This is a genomic window from Cloacibacterium sp. DMC96 (assembly GCF_056313765.1).
On record NZ_JBQUZQ010000002.1, the window covers coordinates 413,225 to 437,961 of the forward strand.

Consider the following 24,737-nt stretch of genomic DNA (forward strand, 5'->3'; position numbering starts at 1 on the left):
TACTTTCGACCTAGTAAATAAATGTTGATTTTTTCTGTCGTTCCTACGGAACTTTATTTTCTACTCTTTCTAAATTTCTACAAACCTTTCTTTCCTACGGAACTCATTTTCATTAATTTCTATTTCATTGGAATAAATTCCAATGCTAAATATCGTTCGTTCCTACAGAACTCACTTCATAATTCTAAAATTCTCTAACTCTAACATTCTCTAACGCTCCCATTCTATTTTTCCTCGTCATCAAAATATTCAAACAAGAAATCGTTATATGGAAATCTAGAGATATGAATTTTATGAACCTCATCGTAAATCATTTTCTTCATTTCTGGAAAATTTTCTTTAGACAAAGCCGAAATGAAAACCGTAGGATATTTAGATTTTGCCATCCACGTTTTTTTCCATTCTTCTAGAGAAATGTTCTTTTTGGTAGCTGGAGTTAAATCATCTTCGTCTTTTTTCTCATAAGCAAAAGCATCTATTTTATTGAAAACCATAATCATAGGTTTCTGATGCGCATTAATTTCCATGAGAATTTGGTTTACAGAATCAATGTGGTCTTCGAAGCTTTCGTGAGAAATATCTACTACATGAATCAGCAAATCAGCCTCGCGAACTTCATCAAGCGTAGATTTGAAAGATTCTACCAACTGAGTCGGCAATTTTCTAATGAAACCAACCGTATCTGTCAATAAAAATGGTAAGTTTCCAATCACTACTTTACGAACCGTAGTATCTAGCGTTGCAAACAATTTATTTTCTGCAAAAACTTCAGATTTAGAAAGCGCATTCATCAAGGTAGATTTTCCTACGTTGGTATATCCTACCAATGCAACTCTCACCACTTTTCCACGATTATTTCGTTGAGTCGCCATTTGTCTATCAATGGTTTTCAGCTTTTCTTTTAGAAGCGTAATTCTATCACGAATAATACGTCTGTCGGTTTCAATTTCGGTTTCACCAGGACCACGCATTCCGATTCCTCCTTTTTGACGTTCAAGGTGCGTCCACATTCTGGTTAATCTCGGAAGAAGATATTGATATTGAGCGAGTTCTACTTGAGTTCTTGCGTAAGAAGTTTGAGCTCTTTGTGCAAAAATATCGAGGATAAGATTGGTTCTATCGAGGATTTTTACTTCCATTTCTCTTTCTAAATTTTTCAATTGAGAAGGTGAAAGTTCGTCATCAAAAATAACGGTTCCTATTTCGTTTTCTTTTACAAAATTTTTGATTTCTTCTGCTTTTCCGCTTCCTACAAAGGTTCTAGAATCTGGTTGAGATAGTTTTTGCGTAAAGCGTTTTTCTACAGTTGCACCTGCAGTATAGGCAAGAAATTCTAACTCATCGAGGTATTCGGTAAGTTTTTCTTCGTCTTGATGCTGTGTAATTAAGCCTACTAAAACGGCTTTTTCGTATTGATGTTCTTTTTTTTCGAGCATAAGGTTTACTGACTACATTATTTTACAAAGGTAATATATATTCACCTATCATAGAGATTTTGAGAATTTCCATTTTAAAATCAATAAAAAAACGGTGATGGCGATAGAAATACTGTTAGTCACCATCATAGAAATGCTGTCTTTTACCACACCATAATACAACCAAAGCACACTGCTGATTATTCCTATAATACAAGTGAGCAAAGAGATTTCTTCGGCTGATTTTTCCTTGAAAATTTTAATAATTTGTGGGATAAAAAGCGCTGAGGAAATTCCACCAGCTATAAACCCAAAGACTTCTGGATTGATATTCATGTTTTTCTTTCAAAGAAAATTCCTTTTCTCCAAAAGAACATTTCAAGGTTTAGAGAATCTTTTATAGAATTTACTTTTCAGAATATTTCCACTTGAGTAAAAGCATGATAACTGCTGATATACAGACCACTACATTGGTGAGAATTACAGAAGGAAGCTCTTTCCAAATTCCGTAAACCAACCAAATTAAAGTACTGGTTACCACAATCATAAAAGACGTTACAGAAATATCTTTCACCGATTTAGACTTCCAAGTTTTAAAAATTTGTGGAACAAAGGTAATGCAAGACAATGTTCCTGCAATCAAGCCGAGAATTTCTGGGTTAAAATTCATTTGATAATGTGTTAATATGATGATGAGTTGATATGATGATTTTTTTTAATTCAAATTTGCGAATTTTTTCAAAATCTACATCAAATCTACTCAATATCAAACTATCAGTCCCAATCTTCGGCAACAAATTTCATGGTTTGTCCATTTTTATTTTTCAAAGTCAAAAAATGTCCTTTTACTTGATATTTGGTAATCGTAGGTAATAATTTCCCGAAGTTTTCTTCTAATTTCATGTTTCCGTCACAATACATCATGGTAGAACCAACTCCTGAGAAATGTATTCTGTGATTATTTTTCAGTTTTACAGAGAAAAAAATACTGTTGCAGCCCATTTTTGCACCACCTCCTTTTTCGAGGTGAGTTAGGTCTAAATATGCTTTTTTCTGAATGAGTTCTTCCTTGGTAAATCCTTGAAATTCAACCAACATCCACTTTCTCTTCAGAGAAGAAACTTCTTTCTGTGGAGCAAAACTCATCATAAAAAATGAAATTGATAATAAGCTGATTATAAAAAAACGTGTTTTCATCATAGGTAATTTGTAACAGACCAGTCAAATTATATACCAATTTTCAAAAATCGCTTTTAATTCATACATTTACCCATAAAATTTTTTAGATCAATGAAAAGAATATTTTTACTATTCACATTTCTATTGAGCTTTGCACAAATGCGTGCAGACGAAGGAATGTGGCTGATGATGCTCGTAAAGAGATTAAACGGAAAAGACTTACAAAAACAAGGTCTTAGATTAACTGCAGAAGAAATTTATTCTGTAAACAACTCTAGCCTAAAAGACGCCATCGTACAGTTTAATGGTGGTTGTACTGCAGAAGTAGTTTCTAAAGAAGGTTTGCTTTTCACCAACCACCACTGTGGTTATGATGCTATTGCAGCACTTTCTACGCCAGAAAAAAATTATTTAAAAGATGGTTTCTTCGCCATGAACAACAAAGAAGAGCTTCCTGCAAAAAATCTTTATGTGAGATTTTTAGTAAGAATGGATGATGTAACGGCTAGAATCAACGGGAAACTTAATCCTCAAATGTCTGCTGACGAAAGAAAAGCGGTAATCGATGCAGAATACAAAGCCATCCAAAAAGAAAATTCAGAAAATGGTAAATATACTGTTGTAGTAAGAGATTTCTTCAGTGGAAATGAATTCTACTATTTTGTATATCAAGATTATAAAGACGTAAGATTGGTAGGAACTCCTACAGAATCTATTGGTAAATTCGGTGGTGATACCGATAACTGGGAATGGCCAAGACACACTGGTGACTTCTCTGTTTTCAGAATTTATGGTGATGCTAACGGAAATCCTGCAGAATATTCATTAAACAATGTTCCATTAAAACCTAAATATCACCTTCCTGTTTCTATGAAAGGAGTAAAACCTGGTGATTTCACCATGATTATGGGTTATCCTGGTAGAACTAACAGATATTTAACTTCTTATGGAATCAATCAATTGGTGACTAAAGATTATATCGGTTGGGTAGAAGCTTCTAAATCTGCAATGGATGTGATGAAGAAGTACATGGACAAAGACACTCAAATCAGATTAGATTACGCTTCACAATACGCTTCTGTAGCAAACTACTGGAAAAACAGAGCTGGAACCATAGAATCTGTAAACAAAAACGGAACAGTTGCAGACAAACAAAAAGTAGAAGCTAAATTCCAAGAATGGGCAAACTTAGCAGAAAACAAAGCTACTTACGGAAATGTTCTTTCAGAAATCGAAGCATATTACAAATTAATTGCTGATAGAAATCTTGAAAGAAACTACGCTACTCAATTCCAAAGAAATGCTAAATATGCAGTTCTTCCTTACAGAATTGGCGCTGCTCTTAAATCTTATATTGAGCAAAACGAAGCTGGAAAAGCAGCTATGAAAGCTAGAGTTCTTGCTGGTGTAGAAGCTTCTTACGATGGTTTCCACCCAGTAGTAGAAAAAGATATGTTACAAACTTTACTTTCTCTTTATAAGAACAAAGTACCGTTTGATTATCAACTTCCAGTGATGAAATATTCTAATCCAGCAGAATTAGCCAACCAAACAGACGCTTCTATTTTCAGCACCAAAGAATCTTTACTTAAATTTATCGAAAATCCTAGTTTAGCTGTTTTAGAAAACGATCCGCTTTACAAATTCTCAGGAATTATGGTAGCAGAAGCGATGATGTTTGGAGACAAATATGTAAAAGCTGATGACCAATTTGCTAAAAACACTAGATTATATTTTGACGGTCTTAGAAAATCTATGCCAGAAAAAGAATTCTATCCAGATGCTAACTCTACTATGAGAGTAACTTTCGGTAAAGTAGATAGATTACCAATCAGAAAAGACAGACAATATTATGGCGTAAAAGATAACTTCTATACTGATATGAAAGGTATGGTGGCTAAATACAAAAAAGGCGACGCAGAGTTTGATTTACCTCAAAGATTGTTAGATCTATACAAGAAAAAAGATTTCGGTCCATACAAAGACAAAAAAGGTTATATGCCTGTAAACTTCTTATCAGATAATGATATTACAGGTGGAAACTCTGGTTCTCCTATCTTAAACGGAAATGGTGAATTAATTGGTCTTGCTTTCGATGGTAACTCTGAAGCGCTTTCAGGAGATATCGTTTTCGAAAAACAATGGCAAAAAACCATCAACCTAGATGTAAGATTCTTACTTTGGGTAATGGATAAATATCACGGAGCTGGTTATTTATTAAACGAAATGACTATCAGAAAATAAGGCAACTTTGTTGCTTCTAAAATTAACCTCGGAGAAATTTCTTCGAGGTTTTTTATTACTTTTTACTCCGTTTAGTTTTTAAAAAACTTTTATAAAAACTCAAATTTTCTTATTTTTAGGAAATCATAATTTTTAAACGTTTCTTTTTTCTCAAAATTCATAAAAATGACAACGGATTACATCACTTTTGAAGCAGAAATTAAACAAAATGGCACTATGAATGCTGCCTTTGTAGACTTTCCTTTCTCTACAGAAGAGTTATTTGGCAAAAAAGGTCAGGTAAAAATCAAAGCTTTGCTTGATGAAAAAGTAGAATACAGAGGAAGCCTTGCCAAAATGAAAAGTGATTGCCATCTACTGGGATTAACACAAGAGGTGAGAAAACAACTCGGGAAAACGTTTGGCGATAAGGTTACGGTGAAACTTTGGGAAGACCAAGAAGAAAGAATTGTAGAAATTCCTGAAGATGTTTTAGAAGTTTTCGAAAAGAACAAAGAGGCTTTTGAAATGTATCAAAAAATGTCTTACACGCATCGGAAAGAATACATGAGATGGATTACCGAAGCCAAAAAACCAGAAACCAGAGAAAACCGAAAGGTGAAATTGATAGAAATGATTTTAGCAGGTAAAAAAGGAATATAACTTAAATATAAACGCGTATGAAATTAAAAAAACTTTTCCATTGGACGGTTATTGCTCCTATTTTAGCTTGGGTTATTTACTTTTTAACTCCCGATTCAGACAGTACAGTTATTTTAATGCTTTGTGGCGTTTTTTTAATGTTAAGTGTATTTTCTGCAGTACACCATTCAGAAGTCATCGCACATAAAATTGGCGAACCTTTTGGAACCATTGTCTTGGCGATTTCCATTACAATTATAGAAGTAGCACTTATTATTTCGCTCATGACAGCAGGAGGAAAAGAAACCTCACATCTCGCCAGAGATACTGTTTTCGCAGCGGTAATGCTTATTTTAAACGGTGTTTTAGGTTTAAGTTTATTGGTAGGAAGTGTGAAATTTCACGAACAGTTTTTTGCGAGAACTTCTGCCAATTCCCTACTCGTTTCTTTGATTGCTATTTTAGTGCTTACTCTTATTCTTCCCAATTTTACCACTAGTGCAAATGGTCCTGTTTATACACAACCTCAATTAATTTTTGTTTCTATAGCTTGTCTCACCATTTACAGCACTTTTTTATTAGTTCAAACGGTGAGACATAGAAATTATTTTTTACCCAATAACAAAGAAGAAGTAGTTTCTGTCCCTACTGCAAAAGAAAGTATTCTGAGTTTTATTACCTTATTGGTCTGTCTAGGAATAGTAGTATTAATGGCAAAAAAACTCTCTACACCTATAGAAACCATTATCAGAAATGCAGGATTGCCACAATCTTTGGTGGGAGTCATCATTGCAGCAGTGATTTTATTACCAGAAGGAATCGCTTCCATTAAAGCAGCCAGAAAAGATGATTTACAGACCAGCCTCAATCTTTCTTTAGGTTCCGCATTAGCTTCTATTGGACTTACCATTCCCGCAGTTGCAGTAGTGTGCAGTATTTTTGATTTAGACCTTGTTTTAGGATTAGATTATAAATCGATGGTTTTGCTGGGATTATCTATTTTTATCACCATGTTATCGCTAAGTCGAGGAAAAACCAACATTCTTTACGGTGTGGTTTTACTTGTAAACTTAGCAGCTTATATTTTTACTGTAATTTATCCTTAATTAATATGAAAACCTACGAAACCGAAAGACTTTTACTCAAACCTACAGATTTAGATGATGCCGAATTTATTCTTCAACTTTTAAATTCTGAAAGTTTCATCAAATATATTGGAGACAGAAACGTAAGAACCATAGAAGACGCCGAAAACTACATTCGCAATAGATGTTTTCCTCAGTTTGAAAGACTAGGTTACGGAAGTTTCACCGTAATTCTAAAGGAAGATTCCTCTAAAATGGGAACTTGTGGAGTTTACGCAAGAGAAAACACAGATAATGCTCCTGATATTGGCTTTGCTTTTTTGCCAGAATTTGAAGGAAAAGGGTATGGCTACGAAAGTGCCCATTTTATGAAAAATTTAGTTAAAAATGATTACGGAATTAAAAAATTGGGCGGAATTACGGTAGAATACAACCACGCTTCCAGAAAATTATTAGAAAAACTAGGCTTAAAATTCCAAAAAAAATTCTTCATGGATGGTGATCCAGAAGAATTATTGTATTTCGAAGCTGATTTATAAAGATTACTTCAAAATTTGAGCTGCGTGATTTTTGGTTTCTACTTTTTCGATGACTTCTGTGCAAACAGAATTTTCATCAAATAAAAAGGTAGTTCTCACGATTCCCATGAATTCTTTGCCCATGAATTTTTTGAGTTGCCACACCCCAAATTTTTCACAAACTTCATGGTTTTCATCAGCTAATAAATCATATTTAAACCCGAATTTATCATGAAATTTCTTTTGATTTTTCACAGGATCTGCTGAAATTCCCAAAATCGTAAAGCCTTGTTTCGTTAAGTATTCTATATTTTCATTAAGGTTACAAGCTTCTGCTGTACAACCTGGTGTATTGGCTTTCGGATAGAAGAAAACCACCAATTTTTTTCCTTTGAAATCTGAAGATTTAACCAGATTTCCGTCTTGATTATCCAATTGAAACGTAGGAAGTGTATCACCTATTTTTAACATAATTGTAAAATTTTAGATTATAATTTAAAACACTCTAACTTGATTAAGAAATTGAGATAACTAAGTTTCAAATAAATTTAAAAGGTTACAATCAGCTTAATCTGCAAAATCAGCGAGAGTTTCTTATTTTTGCTCAAATTTACAGAAAATGATCAAGAAAGAGCGTGCAAAAATAGTAATGACTGAGTTAGAAAAAATCTATCCCGAAGTTCCTATTCCACTGAACCATAGAAATGCTTATGAACTATTGGTTGCAGTTGCACTTTCTGCACAAACTACTGATAAAAAAGTAAATGAAGTAACTCCCAAATTGTTTTCTGTAGCACCCAATCCAGAAAAAATGGCTTCATTAGAAGAGCCTGAAATCAAGGAATTGATTAAAGAAATCGGACTTTCTACAACCAAAGCCAAAAATCTAAAAATCATGGCCAATCAACTTCTGGAAAGACATAACGGCGAAGTTCCTTCTAATTTTGAAGATTTAGAAAATTTAGCAGGAGTAGGTCATAAAACGGCAAGTGTAGTAATGAGTCAGGCTTTTGGTGTTCCTGCTTTTCCGGTAGACACTCACATTCATCGATTGATGAAACAATGGAAATTAACCGAAGGGAAAAACGTGGTTCAAACCGAAAACGACGCTAAAAAACTTTTCCCAAAAGAAACTTGGAATAAACTTCACCTTCAAATCATTTTCTACGGCAGGGAATATTCTCCAGCCAGAGGAAATCAGGAGAAAGATTACCTCACAAAAATGCTTTTTGAGAAATAAAAAAAACCGCAAAATTCTGCGGTTTATATTTTTACTGTTTTTTTGCCCAAAGTTCCATCTTCCTTTCTAAAACGGATAATGGAAGACATCCTTGGTTCAGAATTTCATCATGGAATTTAGCCAAACTAAATTTCTTACCAAGTTCTTTTTGATATTTAGCTCTTAATTCTAAAAATTTTAGCGAACCGATTTTGTAACCTAATGCTTGTCCCGGAATCGCCATATAACGCTCAATTGCGGCAGTTGCGCCTTCTTCAGAATCAGAAATATTGTTCAGATAATATTCTATAGCCTCTTCTCTGGTCATTTTTCCAGTGTGAATTCCTGTATCTACAACCAATCGAACTGCACGCAACATTTGGTCACTTAAATAACCCATTTTTTGATAAGGATCGGTGTACAAACCAAACTCTGGCCCTAAAGTTTCGGTATAGTGCGCCCAACCTTCACCATAAGCTCCGAACCAACCAAATCTCATGAATTTAGGAATCTCCATATTTTCTTGTTGAAGCGAAACTTGATAATGATGTCCCGGAATAGCTTCGTGCAAGAATAAAGATTCGAAACCATTGGTTACATTATATTGAGTAGCATCTGGAATAGGTGTGTAAAAAATTCCCGGTCTGCTTCCATCTGCAGAACCCGGTTTGTATTCTGCACTTGCACTTGCTTCTCTAAATTTTTCTGTTCTTCTGATTTCAAACGGTGTTTTAGGAAACTTAGTAAACATCGTTGGAAGCTTTGGTTCTATTTTCTTTAAAATACCATTAAACGCGGCAATTACTTCTTCTGGCGTTTTATAAGGCATCGCTTTTTTGTCCGTTTTTAAACTTACCAAAAATTGTTCGAGTGTTCCTTTAAAACCTAATTGAGTTTTTACTTTCTCCATTTCTGCTCTTAGCATTGCCACTTCTTTTAGCCCAATTTTATTGATTTCATCGGGAGTAAGATTAGTGGTCGTCCAAGATTTTGCGAGATAAGTATAAATATTGCTTCCATTTGGAATAGCGTTAATTCCATCTGTATTTCTCGCTTTTGGCAAATATTCTTTTTCTAGAAAATCTCCCATTCTTTTGTAAGCAGGAATAATTTTCGTTTTGATGGCGTTTTGATAAAGTACGGTGTACTTTTGTTTATCTGCAGCAGAAAAATTGGCTGGAATTTTTTTGATAGGTCCGTAGAAAATATTTTTATCAAAGTTTTCAGAAATAATTTCTTCACCTCTCATTTGAGGAATCATTTTTACCACCAATTTTTTGGGAAGCATAACATTTTGTTTCATTCCATCTCTGAAATTCTTTTCGGCAGTATTCATCCAAACGGCAAAAGCATCTATTCTTTTCAAGAAATTATCATAATCTTTAGTCGTTTTAAACGGTTGATTCCCATCTCCACTTCCTAACAAGGGAAAATCTAATGGCAAACCTTCAAATTGGTTAAAAGGCATCAGTTCTGGATGATACGCATATTTCTCAATCTTATCTTTTAAGGTAAAATCTAAAACATCAAAAACGGTTTTATCTTTATCTGAAAGAGATTCATAATCAAGAGTTTGCAACTTTTTTTGAGTTTCGGTGTAGAAACCTATTTCTTTAGAAATAAAATCCTGACTGATAGCATTTGGCAATTGGTCATTATATCTATTATCGCCTTGCATAGTAGCTTCCAGAGGAAACATTTTCAGGTAACCTTCATAATATTTAGAAGCAATGCTGTCTATATTGGCTTCGGATTTTGGCAAAGCAATGTCTGATTTTTTACAACTGATTACGAAAAGCATCATTGCAAATATTCCTAAAATAGGCGCTCTAAAGAATCTCATTTGTCTTAAATTTTAAACAAAAATATAAATTATCTGTAAATGTGGATTTTAAAATCATAAAAAATAAAAAACTCCGAAAAATTTCGGAGTTTAATTTACATTTCTTGCTCGTCTGCAGAAGGTCCATAACTTCCGGGAACGGGAATATCTAATAATCGATAATAAACGCCCAATTGAGCTCTGTGATGCGTAGCTTGATTTAATGAATGACGAATTGCTCCGTATTTATCCCAATCTGCGAGAACTTGTTCGCCCATTTTCATTTGCCATCTTTCATTCAGTTTATCCTCTGAAATTTCATGAAGTGTAGCTTTGCTTTTTTGATAATCTTCTTCTAATTTTTGTAAAAGTTGCTCTCTAGTTTCTAAAAAAGTAGGTTGATAATCTCCTGCTGCAAAATCTAAAACAGAAGTTTTGACAATGAAATCTGGCCAACCGAAAACTTCGGCAATGTGCGCTGAAAGGGGCATCATCTTCATGCTTTTTTCATGCGGCGCATAATCATTTTTCCCTTCAGGAAATCTTTCGAAAAACTTTTTAGTGGTTTGATACTCTTGTTCTAGTTCTTGTCTAAGTTGTGATAAGGTGTCCATAATTTTTGAGTTTGGTAGAACGAAGTTACATCAACTTAGAGAATCGTTTCTAAGAGTTGCTATTAAATTTTTCATAAATTTTTGTAACAAAGTATAAAATCCCTTACTAATTAATAAAATTTAAAAAATGAAATGGTATAAATCTTTAAGCTTTGCTTTATTGTTTTTAGTAACTCTTGCAAACGCACAATCTGCAAACAGATTTTTTTATGAATTAACCTTTAAACCCAAAAAAGGAATAGACTCTTTACAAAAAACTGTTATGATTCTAGACGTAACCGATAAAAAATCACTTTATAGAGATTACTTGACGGTTTCACAGGATTCTGTCCTAAAAATTGAAGTTGAAAAAATGCAAAAAGCAGGTGTTTTCAAAGATTTATCAAAGTCTTTCCAAATGCCAAAATTTGCTTATAAAATCACGAAAGAATATCCTACCATGAAGGTAAACTTTAGCGAAAGAATGCTAAATTCTGTTTTTGGATATAATGAAGAACCAAAATTCAACTGGAAAATATCAAACGATAAACAAAAAATAGGCGAATACGAAGCTCAAAAAGCTACCACGGAATTTGGTGGAAGAAAATGGACGGCTTGGTTTACAGAATCTATTCCTTTCCCTGATGGTCCGTATAAATTCTCTGGTTTGCCAGGATTAATCGTAAAAATAGAAGATGCTGATAAAAATTTCTCTTGGATTTTAACCGCGAATAAACCGCTAAAAGAATTTGAAGAACTTTCTTACAGCGAAAAACTATCGGCACAGTTTGGTGCGAGAAATGATGTAACGATTATCAACAGAGATAAATTTGAATCTTCTTTTGAGGAATATAAAAAAGATCCTTTTGCATCAATAAGAGCACAAATCACTCCAGAAATGAAAGCGATGAAAATGCCAGGAAATGATAAAACGATGGGCGAAATGATGAGTGATCAAGAAAAATCAATTAAAGATTTCTATAACGCAAGTAATAATACAGTAGAAATCTACACTCCAGAAAAAGCGAAAAAATAAAATTCCCTTCATATTAAACTTTTGTAACAGAAAACTCGAGGATTTGTCTTCGAGTTTTTTGCATTTTATAAGAGCAAGAATAGACCATTGTGCTGTGGTTTTTAGTTCTATATTTGTAAAAAATAATCGTTTGACTTCACAAGAACATCTTGCGAGAATAAGAAAGGTTTTAGATTACATTGACCAACATCTGGACGATGAACTTCCTCTGGAAAAACTCGCAGAAATGGGCTACTACTCGCCTTTTCATTTTCATAGAATTTTTCGCGCGGTTACCCGTGAAACTTTATTAGCTTACATCACCAGAAAACGCATGGAAAAAGCTGCCATGATGCTTTCCTTAAAAAAAGAAAAATCTTTAGAAGATATTTTCTTGGAAATAGGATTCAATAGCCATTCTACTTTTGGCAAAACCTTCAAAAAACATTTTGGGATTTCTCCTGCTGCTTTTAGAAAAAATTCGCCAGAAAATTTTAAGAAAATTCAAACCATTATCAGCAATATCGGACAAAAAGAAGTCGTTTTCGAGCAATATCTTTACCAACTAGAACAAATGAAATTTTTTATGGAAAATAAAGCCAATATCCAAATAAAAGAAATGCCAGAAATGCAGATTGCATCAGTATTAAGCATTGGTGTACAAAATATAGGAAACGCTTACAACACCCTTATTTCTTGGGCAATTTCTAAAAATATTTTCCCTAGAGAAAATGTGAAAATGATTACCGTTTATCACGATAGTTTCAAAGTTACTGCTCCCAATAAAGTGAGAATTCATGCAGGAATATTGCTAGAAGAAGCCATCAAAAATGAAGGCGAAGTTTTTCTAGAAATTTTGCCAAAAGGGAAATATATCGTTTCTCGACAAGAAATTACGCTTCCCGAATTCGAAACTGCTTGGAACGCACTTTTCCTTTGGATGAACGAAAACGGACATCAGTTCAGAAAAGAATGTCCTTATGAAATTTACCATAATGATTACCAAGAACACCCTGAGAAAAAGTGTTTGGTAGATTTCTGCATTCCTATTTTGTAATTTTCTACGATTCAGTTTCTGTTTTTTACGGTTCAGTAAAACTTATTTCTTTTCAGAAATGAGCAGAGATACCTTTGCTTCATCAAAAACAGAATTATGAAAACTCGCATTTTTACATTACTCTTTACCTTTGTGTTTACTTTTACCTTATTTGCTCAAATTACCATTTCTGGAAAAGTTTTAGGAAGAAATAACAAACCGCTGAAAGATGTTTCTGTAACGCTGAAAGATACTTATGATGGCGCTACAACAGATGAAACAGGAAATTATAAGTTTGAAACTTCTGAAAAAGGAAGCCAAACCTTGATTTTCTCTCATCCTAAATTTATAGAAATTGAAAAATCTATTCAAATTGAAGACAAAAACCTTATTCTAAATGCTGAACTAAAAGAATCGGTGAGCGAAATAGATGCGGTAGTCATTTCTGCGGGAAGTATAGAAGCCAGCGATAAAAAACGCGCCACTACTCTATTGACGCCCATTGATGTCTACACAACAGCTGGAGCAAATGGTCAAATTTCATCGGCGCTAGAAACCTTACCTGGAGTTCAAAAAGTGGGAGAATCAGAAGGACTTTTCGTGAGAGGAGGAACCGGAACGGAAACCAAATTCTTCATGGACGGAAATTTGGTCAATAATTATTTCGGAAATTCTGTACCCGGAATTAAAGCGATGGATAGATTGAATACTTCGCTTTTCAAAGGAAATGTATTTTCGAGTGGTGGTTATTCTGCAGTTTACGGACAAGCTTTATCTGGAGTTTTAGCTTTGGAAAGTATCGATTTACCAGAGAGAAATGCTGCAGATTTTGGGATTTCTCCCATTTTTGCAAGCGGCGGAATTCAGCGAGTTAATCAAGAAAAAACACATTCTTACGGAATTTCTTTAGGCTATTCTAACCTAGAACTCATGCAGAAAATTCTGAAATTCAATACCGATTTCGAAAAAGCACCTCAAAGTTTCGGTGGCAATGGAAACTTCAGAATTAAAACGTCAAGAGGCGGTTTTATCAAATATTACGGAAGTTATGACACCAGTTCTATGAAACTTTCTTCTCCCAATTTAGACGACGAAACTTCTTCTGATAAAATCAATCAAAACGGGAAAAATACGTTTCACTCGCTTTCTTACAGAGAAAAATTTGGCAGATATACTTTGAATCTTGGAAGTTCATATACTTATAATCAAAATATTCTTCATTTTTCTAATGTAGACCAAAACGGAAGTTCTCAATTCAATAATGATATAGACTCTAAAGGCAATTATTTCAATACCAAAGCATTGATTGAGAGAAAATTATTTAAAATTTCGGCAATAAGAGCAGGAATAGAACTGAATACAAGCAAAGAAGAAACTTGGGTTTCCATCGCTCAAAAAAAATATGAATTTAGAGATGATATCACATCACTTTTTGCGGAAACTGATTTGGGAATCAGCAATGATTTATCCTTAAAAATTGGAGCAAGAGCAGAAAACTCTTCTTCTATCAACCGCTGGAATTTTTCGCCAAGATTTGCCATGGCTTACAGAATTTCTAAAGAATGGACGAGTTCATTGGCTTACGGAACTTTCTTCCAAAATCCTGAAAGTAGATTTTTTACCGAAAATTATCAACCCAATTATCAAAGAGCTGACCATTATATTTTTCAAGTTCAAAGAGCTGCAGATGGAAGAAGTTTGAGATTGGAAACGTATTACAAAAAATATCAAGATTTAATAAAAACCACCACAGATTTTTACAGACCTATCGCTGTGAATAATAACGGAAGTGGATATGCAAAAGGTGTAGAATTATTTTGGCGAGATAAAAAATCTTTGAAAAATATAGATTATTGGGTGTCTTATTCTTACCTAGATTCTAAAAGAGATTACCTGAATTACACCGAAAGTCTATTCCCAAATTTCGCGGCAAAACATACGCTTTCTGTTGTGGCTAAAAAATTTGTAACCAATTGGAAAACAGGATTTAATATTTCTTACAATTACAATTCTGGGAGAACATATTACAATTTCGTGACCGAAAATGGCAATACTGTTCTCAAAAATCAAGGCTTTGTAAAAGATTATCAAGCGGTTAATTTCAGCCTTAATTATTTACCGAATTTAGGCAAAAAAGATGCGAGAGCTTTTACCGTTTTGGTGCTTTCTATCAATAACGTTCTAGGAACTAAAAATGAATTTGGATACAATTTTTCGAGCAATGGATTGAAATCTAGAGCCATCGTTCCTCCTACCAATACTTTTGTGTTTATCGGTGCATTCATCAGTTTAGGAACAGACAGAACTCAAGAAGCCATTAATAATAATTTATAAATAGTTAATGGTTATCAGTTGATAGATTTATGTTTGAAATCAAAGTATAGTTAAATTTTCAAATTATTGAAAATCAAAATATTACATCTTTCGTCTCTTTTGGCTATGTATTAAGAAGTGAAAAAAACAGATACCAACAACTGTCAACCGTCAACTGACAACCAAATTACCATTCAGTCAACAAAAACTACAGTTCGGTGAACTAAAATTTCAAAAAAATTTCTTTCAAAATACCTTTGAAACATAAAATTGAAACAAATAAAAAATATTACATATGAAAACTTTACAAAAAACCATTCTTACACTTGCTATTAGCTTATCTACCACTTACGCTTTTGCACAGACTGCTTACGAAAAAGCCATGATGCCGAAAGTTCAAACCATCGAAATGCCAAAACCTAATCCAGATGATTACACTGCTCAAGCCAATGACTTTGCAAGAATTGGAGACAAAGAAAAAACACTTTGGCAACCGTATTATTACGCCGCTTTTTCCATTCTAAAAAAAGGAAGAACACTGATGCAACAAAACCAAATTGCACAACTAGACGAAGTAGCTAAAGAAGCTCAAAATTATATTGACAAAGCAGAAGCGCTTTCTCCGAATAATGCAGAAATTTATATTTTGAAAAAAATGAATCACGGACTTAAAATGATGGTAAATCCTATGGAAAGATACCAAACTGAAGGTCTCGCTGCTCAAAATGCTCTTGCTGAAGCTAAAAAATTAGACCCAGAAAATCCTAGAATTACGATTATGGAAGCCGAAGATTTATATTTCACTCCAGAACAGTTTGGCGGAAGCAAAACAAAAGGAATTGAACTTTTTAAGAAAGCTTTAGAACAATTCCAAACTTACAAAATAAAATCGTCTCTTGACCCAAATTGGGGACAAGGTGAAGCAAATTATTTCATTGCTCAAGCGAAATAGTTTTTAAAAATTTCTATAAAAACCACGAAAATTTCGTGGTTTTTTATTTTCTATAGTTTTCTTTAACTAAAAAATCCAACATCTTTTTTACAATTCAGTATACAAAAATGACGGTTCAGTCAACTAAAATTTGAAAGCGCCTCTTATAAAACTACCTTTACATCAAGAAATTTAACCCCATCACAAAATATTAATTTTTAAAATTCAAACACTATGGAAATGTACAAAACAACACAAGAACAGAAACTAGAAAACGCTAGAAAACACGTAAAAAGAATCAAAGGTTTTTACACGCACGCTTTGGTTTTCGTATTGGTAAACGTATTTATTATTTTCTCTAATGCAATTGCAGACGGAAAAGGTTTTAATGACATGGATAATTATTACACGGCTTTTTTCTGGGGTTTCGGCTTATTGGCTCATGGTTTATCGGTTTTTGGTGGTGAGCTATTTTTAGGAAGAAACTGGGAAGAAAGAAAAATCCAAGAAATTTTAAACGAAAAATAATTTTAAAATATTATTTTTAGAAAATGAAACTCGAGGTAATCAAAAAAACGGCACTTAACCTACTCTACATCAATATTATTGTAAGTCTTTTTATCTTCTTAATTGATCCAGGAGAAAAAACATTCGAAAGATACTCTGTAACTTTCCTTATTTCTGGAATGTACACGTTTTTCATAGGTTTAGGAAACGGTTTTTTAAACGATTATCTAGATTCTAAATTCTCGTGGACAGAGGAAACACGCAAAAGAACCATTGCGGCGATTGTAGGAACTTTGGTGATGAATGTTGCACTGGTATATTTTTGTAATTATTTGAATTTCATAGTTATACAAGGCAAAAATCCAGAAAAATTCTTCAACGGTGAGATGAACTTCATCAATTGGTTTTTCATCAATTTTGCAATTATGATTTCGGCAATTGGTCACGCTAGAGGTTTTATGGCCGCTTGGAAAAACTCTACCAAAAAAGAAGTAGTAGAACAAAAACTTATCGCCAAATCTGCCAATGCTCAATTCGAAAGTTTAAAAAATCAATTAGACCCACATTTTTTATTCAATTCTCTAAATGTTTTAGATTCTTTGATTGAAGAAAATCCTGTTCAAGCGCAACGTTTTACCAATTCTATGTCGAAAATTTATCGCTATGTTTTGGAACAAAAAGACAAGGAACTGGTTTCGGTGGAAGAAGAAATAGATTTTGCCAAAACCTATTGTGAACTGCTGAAAACGAGATTTGAAGACGCTGTAACCTTTGATTTCAATATTTCAGAGGAAGATAAAAAAGGTTTTGTAGTACCACTTTCTTTGCAACTTTTGCTCGAAAATTCGATTAAACACAATTTTGCTACTTCATCTAAACCATTGAATATCAAAATATTTACAGAAAAAGGAAACCTCATCATCGAAAATAATTTGCAAACCAGAGAATTGCCCAATACATCTACAGGCGTAGGTTTAGCGAACATTGTTTCGAGATATAATTTATTAACCGAAAGAAATGTCTTTGTAGAAAAATCCGAAACTTTCTTCCGTGTGAAACTCCCTATTTTAACAGAAAAATTGAACCCTATGAATCCATATACTCCATCACAAGAACAATTGGCTTACGAAAAAGCCGCAAAACGCGTAGAAGAACTCAAAGGTTTCTACGGAAACTTAATTTCATACTGCATTTTTATTCCATTTTTAATTTTTATTAATTTCCAAACTTCGCCTAAATATCATTGGTTTTGGTGGCCAATGTTAGGTTGGGGAATTGGCGTAATTTCTCACGGAATTAAGACTTTCGGTATCGGAACAGATTGGGAAGAACGCCAAATCAAAAAATACATGGAAAAAGAAGAAGAAAACGCTAGAAAATGGAAATAACTATGGAAAATCAAGATAAATTCAACGAAATTGCTTACAAAAAAGCACAAAAAAGAGTAAAAGACATCAGAACGTATTATTACATGGTTTTGGGATATTTAGCAGTGGGTTATTTCATTGTTAGCCGAAATTATGATGGCAATCTTCTTAATATTTCTAGAAATTACAGCGTTTGGATTGTAATCTTGTGGGGAATTTTTCTTTTGGGTTACGGAATTTATTTATTCACGCCTTATTTCAGAAATTGGGAAGAAAGAAAAACCAAAGAATTAATGGAGAAATACAAACAAAAAAATTAAAAAATGGACCCTGTAAACGATAAAAATATTCAATACGAAAGAGCCAGAAAAAGGGTGAAAGAAATCAAAGGTTTCTATATTCACGCTTTGGTTTATGTGTTAGTCAACTTGTTTTTAATTTTGTCAACATCCATAAAATACGATTCTTTTGAAACATTTTTCCAGCAGAATCAATTCTGGGGAATTGGACTTTGGGGAATTGGACTTTTTGCGCATGGTTTGTCCGTTTTCTTGCCTAATTTTATCCTCGGAAAAAACTGGGAAGAAAAGAAAATTCGTGAATTGATGGAAAGAAATAGAAATTTTAAAATATGAAAGTAGTAATTATAGAAGACGAAAAACCAGCCGCAAGAAAACTCGAAAGATTAATAAGCAATTTCCCTGATTTACAATTGGTCGCAACACTTCATTCTGTGGAAGACGCTGTAGATTGGTTCAGTAAAAACGAACATCCTAAACTGATATTTTCAGACATCGTTTTGGGTGATGGTTTGTCTTTTGATATTTTTGAAAAAGTTCCTACCAAAAGTTTCATCATTTACACCACCGCTTTTGATCAATACACGTTGAAAGCCTTCAAACTCAATTCCATAGATTATCTTCTCAAGCCAATTTCAGAAGAAGATTTAGCCAAAGCAATTGAAAAATTCAAAAGTTTTTTACCTTCCGAAGAAACACACAATGCTTTGGAAATGAAATCTTTAATCAAAGAAAATCAGCCGAAATTGTCTAGAATTCTAGTGAAAATTGGTTATAATTTAAAGGTCATCAAAACTGAAGAAATTTGCTGTTTTTATTCTGAAAACAAGATTGTTTACGCACAGACTTTAGAACGCAGTTTCCCAACAGATTTTACCTTAGATGAATTAGAAGAAGTTTTGGATGAAAAGACGTTTTTCCGTGTAAACAGACAGTTTATCATCAGTTCAGATTGTATCAAAAACATTCATACTTCACCGAATTACAAAGTAGAATTGCAAGCGCAACCTGCCGAGGAAATTACAGTTAGCAGAGAACGTGTGAAAGATTTTAAAGATTGGTTGGTAAAATAATTGAAATATGAAAAAATTGACTGCTTTTGTTGTTCTATTCTTAATGAGTTGCCATCCAAAAACCTTTGTTTTAGAAGAAAAAAATGATGACAAATTTTTCCTCAACCAAGAAGTAAAAAGAGGCTATTCAGATGGAGTTTTATCTAAAAATCCCCTTATCATTATTAATGGTGAAGTTTTTAAATATGATGAAAATCTAGACACTATAAAAATTCCTTTAAAAAAATCTAGAATAGAATCTGTAAATCTTTTAAATGAAAATGGCGCAAAAACAATTTATGGCGTAGAAAAACGTGGCGCGGTTATTATTAATGCTTTTTAATATCAACCATTATAAAACGCACTTGCAGAATTGATAAAATGCTGAAAAGCTTCCGTAACTTCTTTCTGAATTTTATTGGTTAAAGGAAACGGAACCATGTGCGAATATTCATACGGAAAATCCTGTATTTCTACCTCAGTTTTTATATTTCTGTAACCACCTTGCAAAGTATTGAGTGCTTCCATTGGTGGTGCAACTTCGTCTTTTTCAAGGACATAGAGTTTGATTTGATGATGCAGTTTTTTAATTCTGTCTTCTCTTTCTTTTTGGAAATAATTGTACCTCAACATCATTTTGAACCAACTTTCCTGCGGATGTAATTTCTCGTCTTGAAAATGACCTAATCTTTCATCTGACTGAAAATCAGAACTCAATAATTCTGCAAAAACCGTTTGCATTTTTATGGCAGCTCTTGCATCCATAATGTATTTAGAAATCGGGAACATTCTATCAATCGTCATTCCACCACAAAAACAAAAGAGTTTAGAATTTTCAAAAATTCCTTCAGGATCTGCCATTTTTAGAATCATCGACAAAAATGAACCAATAGAATAGCCAAATAAATCAATAGAAGTTTCAGTTGAAATACTTTTAATCTTCTGATTTCTAATGTCTTTCACCACTTGTATCACATCTGAATACGTCTGAAAACCAGACCAAAAAATTCTCTGAGGATGCGCTTCTAAACGTGAACTAATGGCTGCATTTACAAATGAACAATTGGTATTTTCGGGATAATTTTTCTTTCTAAACTGTGCTACTTCTACCATTGCACGTCTGTCACTCCAGATTTCTTCGGCTCTGTTCATGTGAAAAGCAATCGGGAAAAGAATGATGGCTTTTTTGGTTTTTTGAGCCAATTCATAAGCCCAAGGCAAATATTTATCCCACTTTTTCTCGTTCAATCCATGGAAAAAAATGAGCGTTCCTTCGGCGATTTCTACATCTGCTCTTTTGAGAATATAATAGTCGAAATGTTTATTTCTTTCGATGTCAAAATCTTTTACATCAATGCTAGAAAACCCATAAAGTATTTGATTTTCATTGCTTTCCTTGAAATGTGTTTGGTGTTTTTCGCAGGATGTGGTAGAAAAAGAACCATTGAGTAAATCTGCTTTTTTAGAATGAAAATGAATGGTTTCTATCGTTACATTTAAGTCTTCAATTGTTTTGAAATTTCCTTCTTTTTCAAAGTTTTCTTTTAAAATTTCATAGAGTTCATTGTAATTCATAAGCATCATTTTAATTATAACTTCAAAATAAAAGTATTTATTGCTTAAAAGCCTTTATTGATAAGGTTTTTTCTTATTCTAAACATAAAAAAGCAGCCTGAAATGACTGCTTCTACATATTTTAAAATTTCTAAGAAATCACTCCGCTTCCTAATAATTCTTCGCCTACATACCAAGCTGCGAACTGTCCTTCCGCTATAGCGGATTGTGGATTTTCGAATTCTATAAAAAATCCTTCTTCAAACTGATAAAGCGTGGCTTTTTCTAGAGGTTGACGATATCTAATTCTTGCCATTACTTCCATAGATTCTCCGTTTTTCAAACGCAAATCTTCACGAACCCAATGCAATTCTGAATTGTCAATTTTCAAAGCTTTTCTAAATAATCCTGGGAAATTTCTTCCTTCTCCTACATACACCAAATTATTTTCCATATCTCTGGAAATGAGGAAACAAGATTCTTTATGTCCGCCAATTCCCAAGCCTTTACTTTGTCCGATTGTGTAGAATTGTGCACCTTGATGTTTGCCAATTACTTTTCCGTCAGATTTTTTGTAATGGATTTTTGCAGACAAATATTCTAACTCTTCTAATTTTGAAGAAAATTCAGGTTTTTCTTTGTGATATTCAGCAAAATCACTGAAAATTTCTACAATTTCGCCTTCTTTGGCTTTTAATTGTTGCTGAAGAAAAGTCGGCAAACTTACTTTCCCGATGAAACAAAGACCTTGAGAATCTTTTTTATCCGCAGTTGCCAATTCCATTTCTCTGGCAATTTCTCTTACTTCTGGTTTAGTAAGTTCGCCAATTGGGAAAAGCGCTTTAGAAAGCTGTTTTTGGTTCAATTGACACAAGAAATAACTTTGATCTTTGTTGTTATCTTTTCCTGCCAAAAGTTGATACACTTCTTCCCCATTTTCGTTGGTAAAAGAATCTAATCTGGCGTAATGTCCTGTTGCAACTTTATCTGCACCTAGTGAAAGTGCTGTTTCTAGAAAAACATCGAATTTTACCTCTCGGTTACAAAGCACATCAGGATTGGGTGTTCTACCCTTTTCATATTCGGCAAACATATAATCTACAATGCGTTCTTTGTAGAGTTCGCTCATATCAATCACTTGGAACGGAATTCCCAATTTTTTGGCCACTAAAAGGGCATCATTACTGTCTTCAATCCAAGGACATTCATCTTCTAAAGTTACCGAAGCATCATTCCAATTTCTCATAAAAAGTCCGATGACTTCGTGACCTTGTTTCTGCAACAAATATGCTGCAACGCTGGAGTCTACACCTCCTGATAAACCGACTACTATTTTCATAATTGAGTTACGCTTTCGTTAAGGGAAAGTTTTACGACTGCAAAATTACGAATTAAAAACTCATTTGAAATTTTTCTGCTAAATTTGAATTATAGAAATTTTCTAAAAATGAAAAAATTATCTCTATTCTTTCTGATGCTGATGTCTTTTTCGGCATTTTCACAGGTGGAAACTCCTACGCAAAACTCTAAATGGACTTTTGGTGGTTATGCTGGTTTAACTGGCAGTTTTGGCAGTAATAGCGGCATTGCAGTACATATTGCACCAAGAGTAGGCTATAAAATTTATGAAAATTTAGAAACAGGTTTGATGGGAAGTCTCAATTGGCAAAACTCATCTTATTCTTACTCCACTTTGTTTGGAATTGGGCCATTTGTGAATTATTATTTGGGCAGAAATTTCTATTTGGGTTCTCAATTTCAGGAATATTTTATCAGTCAAAAAATAAAATCTTCAGAAGAAAAATACAGTTCAAACGAATCTGCACTTTATATTGGTGGCGGTTATATGCAAAGAATGGGTAATAATTCTTATTTGCAGATTGGCGGAATGTATAATGTACTTTGGAAACAAAACAGCAGTATTTTCAGCAGTGGTTTTGTTCCTAATATTGGGGTGGTTTTTGGATTGTAAGAATGTATCAAAAATATAATTCTGTTATTGTGGAAAAATAATATTAGAATATTTTTTATAAATTTGTTTAATATTAAAAATATTTTATTATTTTTGTATAGTGCATAATTTATATGCAAGAAAAAAGCACCTTGTTCCCGCAAGATGCTTTAAGTTCTTTGACTTTTTTGATTTCTTCATTAAATACTTTACACTTTAATGAAAAATATTAATTTTTATTTTCTTGGTAAAACTAATACTTTTACCGGATATCTTGCAAATTTTAGACCAAATATTTGCAAAGAAATTTTAGAAACTGCTTATCAAGCAGTAACAGAAGGTAATGCTAAAGTTTTAGGTTTGGTGAAAACCGAACCTAATCTCTTTAGTAAAAAAACGCTGCAATCAATGCTTCTAAACAATGCAATTATTGACATTTTTAAAGCTAAGATTTTAGCCAATGAGAAGACTAGACATAGAGTCAAGTTTTTCGAAACTTATAGAATGACTTATGCTTTAGTTGACAATAGTTTCTTTTTATGTTTCAAAGCTTTAGGTAAGGAAAACACCGTTGAAGGCATGAAAACAAAAAGATTCGAAGATGTTTTACAAGGCTTGCCTTTTACAATGTCTAAAAAAATGAGTGCAGAAATTTCAAAATTAAATCTTAAAACCTCTCCGCCAATACTTTTTGTTGGTTTTAAGAAAACTACTGATTTTATAGATTTTGTAAATCTGCAATATTATCATGGAGGAGGTATCGCTTTAGAATATGGAATTAGAGAGGCTTCTAAAGTAAATACTGATAACATTATAAAATCAAAAAATAAACAAAACGGTGAATCTGATTCAGATTCAGCAATAGCTTAGTTCTAACCCGAAGAAATCAAAAAGTCAAAGTTCTTTTTAAAAAATTTATAAAATGGAAACAAATGCTTACAATGGATTTTCCATTAAAATTGTTAGAGATTTTTATGGATTAAATCAATCGCAGTTTGCAAAGTTACTTGGTGTATCTCAACCTGTTATTAGTAAGTTAGAAAAAGGAGATAAAAACCTTGAAGAAAATCAAATTGAAAAATTTAAAGAATATTTTGAACCAAGTTTCTTTAAAAGAAATGTAGAAAATGTAAATCAAAAACTATTTTACAGAAAATTATCCTCAATAACCAAAACAAAGCTTGCTCTTTTTGAATCAAGACTCAACTTGTTACACAACACTATTTCTGAAGCTTTAGAAATTATAGATTTAGACGCTGATGGTCTTCCTAAAATTAATACTGACGATTTTATTAAAGAAAAAAACGATGAGTTTAAAATTGATTTTGAATATTTAGCTACAGAAATCAGATTAAAATTCGGAATTGGTAGAGGACCAATCAATAACATTGTTGATTTATTAGAGAGTAAAGGTATAATAATTCATTTTTTTGATTATGATTTTATTTCTTCCGATAATAATAAGTTTGATGGAGTTAGCTTTTATGTGAAAGGAATTCCCGTTATTTTAGTAAATGATAAAATACCTAATTCTAGAAAAGTTTTCACAATAGCTCACGAACTCGGACATCTCCTATTACACTTTGAAGATTTAATTTCTATTGACAGAGATATTGAAGCGGAAGCAAATCACTTTGCTGCTTCTTTTTTAGCTCCAGAAAAAGATATAAAATCGTCTTTGAGACAACTAACACTTGAAAAACTAAAATCTTTGAAATTAGAATGGAATATGTCTATTTCATCATTAGTATATCGTGCATATTCATTAGGCACAATATCACAACAAACGCTTCGCTTTTGGATGATGAAATTAGCACCAATAAGAAAACAAGAACCTCTAGAGTTTGAGATTGCAAAACCCACACTTTTAAATAAAATGTTTAAACTTTTAGAATCTGAAACTGATAACGGTTTTTATAAACAATTAGGTTTTACAGAAAAGTTAAGAGAAGAACTTTTTGGTAAAGATAATTTACCATTAAGAACCAAATTAAAAATTGTTCTTAATTAACTAAA

The 24,737-nt window shown here is 32.9% G+C and carries 27 protein-coding genes; 18 read left to right on the forward strand and 9 right to left on the reverse strand.

Going from position 1 to position 24,737, the window contains the following annotated elements:
• Positions 1-224: 224 nt before the first annotated feature.
• From hflX to ACT53I_RS10800, 4 genes are all read right to left on the reverse strand, one after another.
• Entirely contained in the window at positions 225-1,436 is a 1,212-nt protein-coding gene (hflX, locus tag ACT53I_RS10785; RefSeq protein ID WP_476079660.1) for a GTPase HflX, read from the reverse strand.
• 48 nt (positions 1,437-1,484) lie between these two features.
• Positions 1,485-1,751, reverse strand: coding sequence for a SemiSWEET family sugar transporter (locus ACT53I_RS10790; RefSeq protein WP_213197109.1), 267 nt, complete (start codon positions 1,749-1,751; stop codon positions 1,485-1,487).
• A gap of 70 nt (positions 1,752-1,821) precedes the next feature.
• Positions 1,822-2,085: a SemiSWEET family sugar transporter gene (locus tag ACT53I_RS10795; protein ID WP_213190194.1), complete on the reverse strand. Its 264-nt coding sequence runs from the start codon at positions 2,083-2,085 to the stop codon at positions 1,822-1,824.
• A gap of 104 nt (positions 2,086-2,189) precedes the next feature.
• Positions 2,190-2,612 carry an META domain-containing protein gene (locus tag ACT53I_RS10800; RefSeq protein ID WP_461377170.1) on the reverse strand — a complete coding sequence of 141 codons (423 nt, stop codon included), beginning with the start codon at positions 2,610-2,612 and terminating at the stop codon, positions 2,190-2,192.
• A gap of 93 nt (positions 2,613-2,705) precedes the next feature.
• On the opposite strand from ACT53I_RS10800, the gene ACT53I_RS10805 reads away from it, so the two are divergent.
• The 4 genes from ACT53I_RS10805 (at position 2,706) to ACT53I_RS10820 (ending at position 7,083) form a co-directional block, all read left to right on the forward strand.
• Positions 2,706-4,838 (forward strand): S46 family peptidase, encoded by a 2,133-nt coding sequence (locus ACT53I_RS10805; protein ID WP_476079661.1) that lies wholly within the window; start codon positions 2,706-2,708, stop codon positions 4,836-4,838.
• 165 nt (positions 4,839-5,003) lie between these two features.
• The gene (locus tag ACT53I_RS10810) at positions 5,004-5,480 is read left to right on the forward strand and encodes a DUF1905 domain-containing protein (protein WP_476079662.1); all 477 of its coding nucleotides are present in this window, start codon (positions 5,004-5,006) and stop codon (positions 5,478-5,480) included.
• Positions 5,481-5,497: 17 nt separating this feature from the next.
• Positions 5,498-6,565: a calcium:cation antiporter gene (locus ACT53I_RS10815; RefSeq protein WP_371487924.1), complete on the forward strand. Its 1,068-nt coding sequence runs from the start codon at positions 5,498-5,500 to the stop codon at positions 6,563-6,565.
• Between the two features lie 5 nt (positions 6,566-6,570).
• Entirely contained in the window at positions 6,571-7,083 is a 513-nt protein-coding gene (locus ACT53I_RS10820) for a GNAT family N-acetyltransferase (RefSeq protein ID WP_476079663.1), read from the forward strand.
• Positions 7,084-7,086: 3 nt separating this feature from the next.
• On the opposite strand, the gene bcp is transcribed toward ACT53I_RS10820, so the two are convergent.
• The gene (gene bcp, locus ACT53I_RS10825) at positions 7,087-7,533 is read right to left on the reverse strand and encodes a thioredoxin-dependent thiol peroxidase (RefSeq protein WP_069799804.1); all 447 of its coding nucleotides are present in this window, start codon (positions 7,531-7,533) and stop codon (positions 7,087-7,089) included.
• Positions 7,534-7,681: 148 nt separating this feature from the next.
• Here bcp and nth point away from each other — a divergent pair, with 148 nt between their 5' ends.
• On the forward strand, positions 7,682-8,302 hold the full coding sequence (gene nth, locus ACT53I_RS10830) for an endonuclease III (protein WP_476079664.1): 621 nt from the start codon (positions 7,682-7,684) through the stop codon (positions 8,300-8,302).
• Between the two features lie 31 nt (positions 8,303-8,333).
• Here the strand turns inward: nth and ACT53I_RS10835 are convergent, their stop codons facing one another.
• Both ACT53I_RS10835 and ACT53I_RS10840 read right to left on the reverse strand, forming a co-directional pair.
• Positions 8,334-10,124: a DUF885 domain-containing protein gene (locus tag ACT53I_RS10835; RefSeq protein WP_476079665.1), complete on the reverse strand. Its 1,791-nt coding sequence runs from the start codon at positions 10,122-10,124 to the stop codon at positions 8,334-8,336.
• Between the two features lie 95 nt (positions 10,125-10,219).
• Complete coding sequence (locus ACT53I_RS10840; RefSeq protein WP_274780322.1) at positions 10,220-10,717, reverse strand: DinB family protein; 498 nt, start codon at positions 10,715-10,717, stop codon at positions 10,220-10,222.
• Between the two features lie 127 nt (positions 10,718-10,844).
• On the opposite strand from ACT53I_RS10840, the gene ACT53I_RS10845 reads away from it, so the two are divergent.
• The 10 genes from ACT53I_RS10845 to ACT53I_RS10890 all read left to right on the forward strand — a co-directional run bounded on the left by ACT53I_RS10845 (position 10,845) and on the right by ACT53I_RS10890 (position 19,559).
• Positions 10,845-11,732: a GLPGLI family protein gene (locus ACT53I_RS10845; protein ID WP_476079666.1), complete on the forward strand. Its 888-nt coding sequence runs from the start codon at positions 10,845-10,847 to the stop codon at positions 11,730-11,732.
• A 43-nt stretch (positions 11,733-11,775) separates the two neighbouring features.
• Entirely contained in the window at positions 11,776-12,768 is a 993-nt protein-coding gene (locus ACT53I_RS10850; protein WP_476079667.1) for an AraC family transcriptional regulator, read from the forward strand.
• 96 nt (positions 12,769-12,864) lie between these two features.
• Complete coding sequence (locus ACT53I_RS10855; RefSeq protein ID WP_476079668.1) at positions 12,865-15,081, forward strand: TonB-dependent receptor; 2,217 nt, start codon at positions 12,865-12,867, stop codon at positions 15,079-15,081.
• Between the two features lie 274 nt (positions 15,082-15,355).
• Complete coding sequence (locus ACT53I_RS10860) at positions 15,356-16,012, forward strand: hypothetical protein (protein ID WP_476079669.1); 657 nt, start codon at positions 15,356-15,358, stop codon at positions 16,010-16,012.
• A gap of 219 nt (positions 16,013-16,231) precedes the next feature.
• Positions 16,232-16,519: a 2TM domain-containing protein gene (locus ACT53I_RS10865; protein ID WP_476079670.1), complete on the forward strand. Its 288-nt coding sequence runs from the start codon at positions 16,232-16,234 to the stop codon at positions 16,517-16,519.
• 23 nt (positions 16,520-16,542) lie between these two features.
• Positions 16,543-17,886, forward strand: coding sequence for a 2TM domain-containing protein (locus ACT53I_RS10870; protein ID WP_476079671.1), 1,344 nt, complete (start codon positions 16,543-16,545; stop codon positions 17,884-17,886).
• The gene (locus ACT53I_RS10875; RefSeq protein ID WP_371487941.1) at positions 17,877-18,185 is read left to right on the forward strand and encodes a 2TM domain-containing protein; all 309 of its coding nucleotides are present in this window, start codon (positions 17,877-17,879) and stop codon (positions 18,183-18,185) included. The genes ACT53I_RS10870 and ACT53I_RS10875 overlap by 10 nt, the downstream gene beginning before the upstream one ends.
• A gap of 3 nt (positions 18,186-18,188) precedes the next feature.
• Positions 18,189-18,500, forward strand: coding sequence for a 2TM domain-containing protein (locus ACT53I_RS10880; protein ID WP_476079672.1), 312 nt, complete (start codon positions 18,189-18,191; stop codon positions 18,498-18,500).
• On the forward strand, positions 18,497-19,237 hold the full coding sequence (locus ACT53I_RS10885) for a LytR/AlgR family response regulator transcription factor (RefSeq protein WP_476079673.1): 741 nt from the start codon (positions 18,497-18,499) through the stop codon (positions 19,235-19,237). The genes ACT53I_RS10880 and ACT53I_RS10885 overlap by 4 nt, the downstream gene beginning before the upstream one ends.
• Before the next feature lie 7 nt (positions 19,238-19,244).
• Positions 19,245-19,559, forward strand: coding sequence for a hypothetical protein (locus ACT53I_RS10890; protein WP_476079674.1), 315 nt, complete (start codon positions 19,245-19,247; stop codon positions 19,557-19,559).
• A gap of 2 nt (positions 19,560-19,561) precedes the next feature.
• Here the strand turns inward: ACT53I_RS10890 and ACT53I_RS10895 are convergent, their stop codons facing one another.
• Together ACT53I_RS10895 and mnmA are read right to left on the reverse strand one after the other, a co-directional pair.
• Positions 19,562-20,791 (reverse strand): DUF6051 family protein, encoded by a 1,230-nt coding sequence (locus tag ACT53I_RS10895; RefSeq protein ID WP_476079675.1) that lies wholly within the window; start codon positions 20,789-20,791, stop codon positions 19,562-19,564.
• Between the two features lie 130 nt (positions 20,792-20,921).
• Positions 20,922-22,109 (reverse strand): tRNA 2-thiouridine(34) synthase MnmA, encoded by a 1,188-nt coding sequence (gene mnmA, locus ACT53I_RS10900; protein WP_461376359.1) that lies wholly within the window; start codon positions 22,107-22,109, stop codon positions 20,922-20,924.
• Positions 22,110-22,217: 108 nt separating this feature from the next.
• Here mnmA and ACT53I_RS10905 point away from each other — a divergent pair, with 108 nt between their 5' ends.
• The 3 genes from ACT53I_RS10905 (at position 22,218) to ACT53I_RS10915 (ending at position 24,732) form a co-directional block, all read left to right on the forward strand.
• Positions 22,218-22,742 (forward strand): hypothetical protein, encoded by a 525-nt coding sequence (locus tag ACT53I_RS10905; RefSeq protein WP_476079676.1) that lies wholly within the window; start codon positions 22,218-22,220, stop codon positions 22,740-22,742.
• A 198-nt stretch (positions 22,743-22,940) separates the two neighbouring features.
• Positions 22,941-23,591, forward strand: a complete 651-nt coding sequence (locus ACT53I_RS10910) for a hypothetical protein (protein ID WP_476079677.1) — start codon at positions 22,941-22,943, stop codon at positions 23,589-23,591.
• 52 nt (positions 23,592-23,643) lie between these two features.
• Positions 23,644-24,732 (forward strand): ImmA/IrrE family metallo-endopeptidase, encoded by a 1,089-nt coding sequence (locus tag ACT53I_RS10915; protein ID WP_476079678.1) that lies wholly within the window; start codon positions 23,644-23,646, stop codon positions 24,730-24,732.
• Positions 24,733-24,737: the final 5 nt, after the last annotated feature.

Bases quoted from the DNA above. Each gene is read 5' to 3' on its own strand.
- ACT53I_RS10890 (WP_476079674.1), top strand. From the start codon at position 19,245: ATGAAAAAATTGACTGCTTTTGTTGTTCTATTCTTAATGAGTTGCCAT.
- ACT53I_RS10910 (WP_476079677.1), top strand. From the start codon at position 22,941: ATGAAAAATATTAATTTTTATTTTCTTGGTAAAACTAATACTTTTACC.
- ACT53I_RS10795 (WP_213190194.1), bottom strand. From the start codon at position 2,085: ATGAATTTTAACCCAGAAATTCTCGGCTTGATTGCAGGAACATTGTCT.
- ACT53I_RS10790 (WP_213197109.1), bottom strand. From the start codon at position 1,751: ATGAATATCAATCCAGAAGTCTTTGGGTTTATAGCTGGTGGAATTTCC.
- bcp (WP_069799804.1), bottom strand. From the start codon at position 7,533: ATGTTAAAAATAGGTGATACACTTCCTACGTTTCAATTGGATAATCAA.
- ACT53I_RS10805 (WP_476079661.1), top strand. From the start codon at position 2,706: ATGAAAAGAATATTTTTACTATTCACATTTCTATTGAGCTTTGCACAA.
- ACT53I_RS10810 (WP_476079662.1), top strand. From the start codon at position 5,004: ATGACAACGGATTACATCACTTTTGAAGCAGAAATTAAACAAAATGGC.
- ACT53I_RS10895 (WP_476079675.1), bottom strand. From the start codon at position 20,791: ATGAATTACAATGAACTCTATGAAATTTTAAAAGAAAACTTTGAAAAA.
- ACT53I_RS10820 (WP_476079663.1), top strand. From the start codon at position 6,571: ATGAAAACCTACGAAACCGAAAGACTTTTACTCAAACCTACAGATTTA.
- ACT53I_RS10860 (WP_476079669.1), top strand. From the start codon at position 15,356: ATGAAAACTTTACAAAAAACCATTCTTACACTTGCTATTAGCTTATCT.
- ACT53I_RS10915 (WP_476079678.1), top strand. From the start codon at position 23,644: ATGGAAACAAATGCTTACAATGGATTTTCCATTAAAATTGTTAGAGAT.
- hflX (WP_476079660.1), bottom strand. From the start codon at position 1,436: ATGCTCGAAAAAAAAGAACATCAATACGAAAAAGCCGTTTTAGTAGGC.
- ACT53I_RS10815 (WP_371487924.1), top strand. From the start codon at position 5,498: ATGAAATTAAAAAAACTTTTCCATTGGACGGTTATTGCTCCTATTTTA.
- mnmA (WP_461376359.1), bottom strand. From the start codon at position 22,109: ATGAAAATAGTAGTCGGTTTATCAGGAGGTGTAGACTCCAGCGTTGCA.
- ACT53I_RS10865 (WP_476079670.1), top strand. From the start codon at position 16,232: ATGTACAAAACAACACAAGAACAGAAACTAGAAAACGCTAGAAAACAC.
- ACT53I_RS10840 (WP_274780322.1), bottom strand. From the start codon at position 10,717: ATGGACACCTTATCACAACTTAGACAAGAACTAGAACAAGAGTATCAA.
- ACT53I_RS10835 (WP_476079665.1), bottom strand. From the start codon at position 10,124: ATGAGATTCTTTAGAGCGCCTATTTTAGGAATATTTGCAATGATGCTT.
- ACT53I_RS10885 (WP_476079673.1), top strand. From the start codon at position 18,497: ATGAAAGTAGTAATTATAGAAGACGAAAAACCAGCCGCAAGAAAACTC.
- ACT53I_RS10855 (WP_476079668.1), top strand. From the start codon at position 12,865: ATGAAAACTCGCATTTTTACATTACTCTTTACCTTTGTGTTTACTTTT.
- nth (WP_476079664.1), top strand. From the start codon at position 7,682: ATGATCAAGAAAGAGCGTGCAAAAATAGTAATGACTGAGTTAGAAAAA.
- ACT53I_RS10870 (WP_476079671.1), top strand. From the start codon at position 16,543: ATGAAACTCGAGGTAATCAAAAAAACGGCACTTAACCTACTCTACATC.
- ACT53I_RS10875 (WP_371487941.1), top strand. From the start codon at position 17,877: ATGGAAATAACTATGGAAAATCAAGATAAATTCAACGAAATTGCTTAC.
- ACT53I_RS10845 (WP_476079666.1), top strand. From the start codon at position 10,845: ATGAAATGGTATAAATCTTTAAGCTTTGCTTTATTGTTTTTAGTAACT.
- ACT53I_RS10905 (WP_476079676.1), top strand. From the start codon at position 22,218: ATGAAAAAATTATCTCTATTCTTTCTGATGCTGATGTCTTTTTCGGCA.
- ACT53I_RS10880 (WP_476079672.1), top strand. From the start codon at position 18,189: ATGGACCCTGTAAACGATAAAAATATTCAATACGAAAGAGCCAGAAAA.
- ACT53I_RS10800 (WP_461377170.1), bottom strand. From the start codon at position 2,612: ATGAAAACACGTTTTTTTATAATCAGCTTATTATCAATTTCATTTTTT.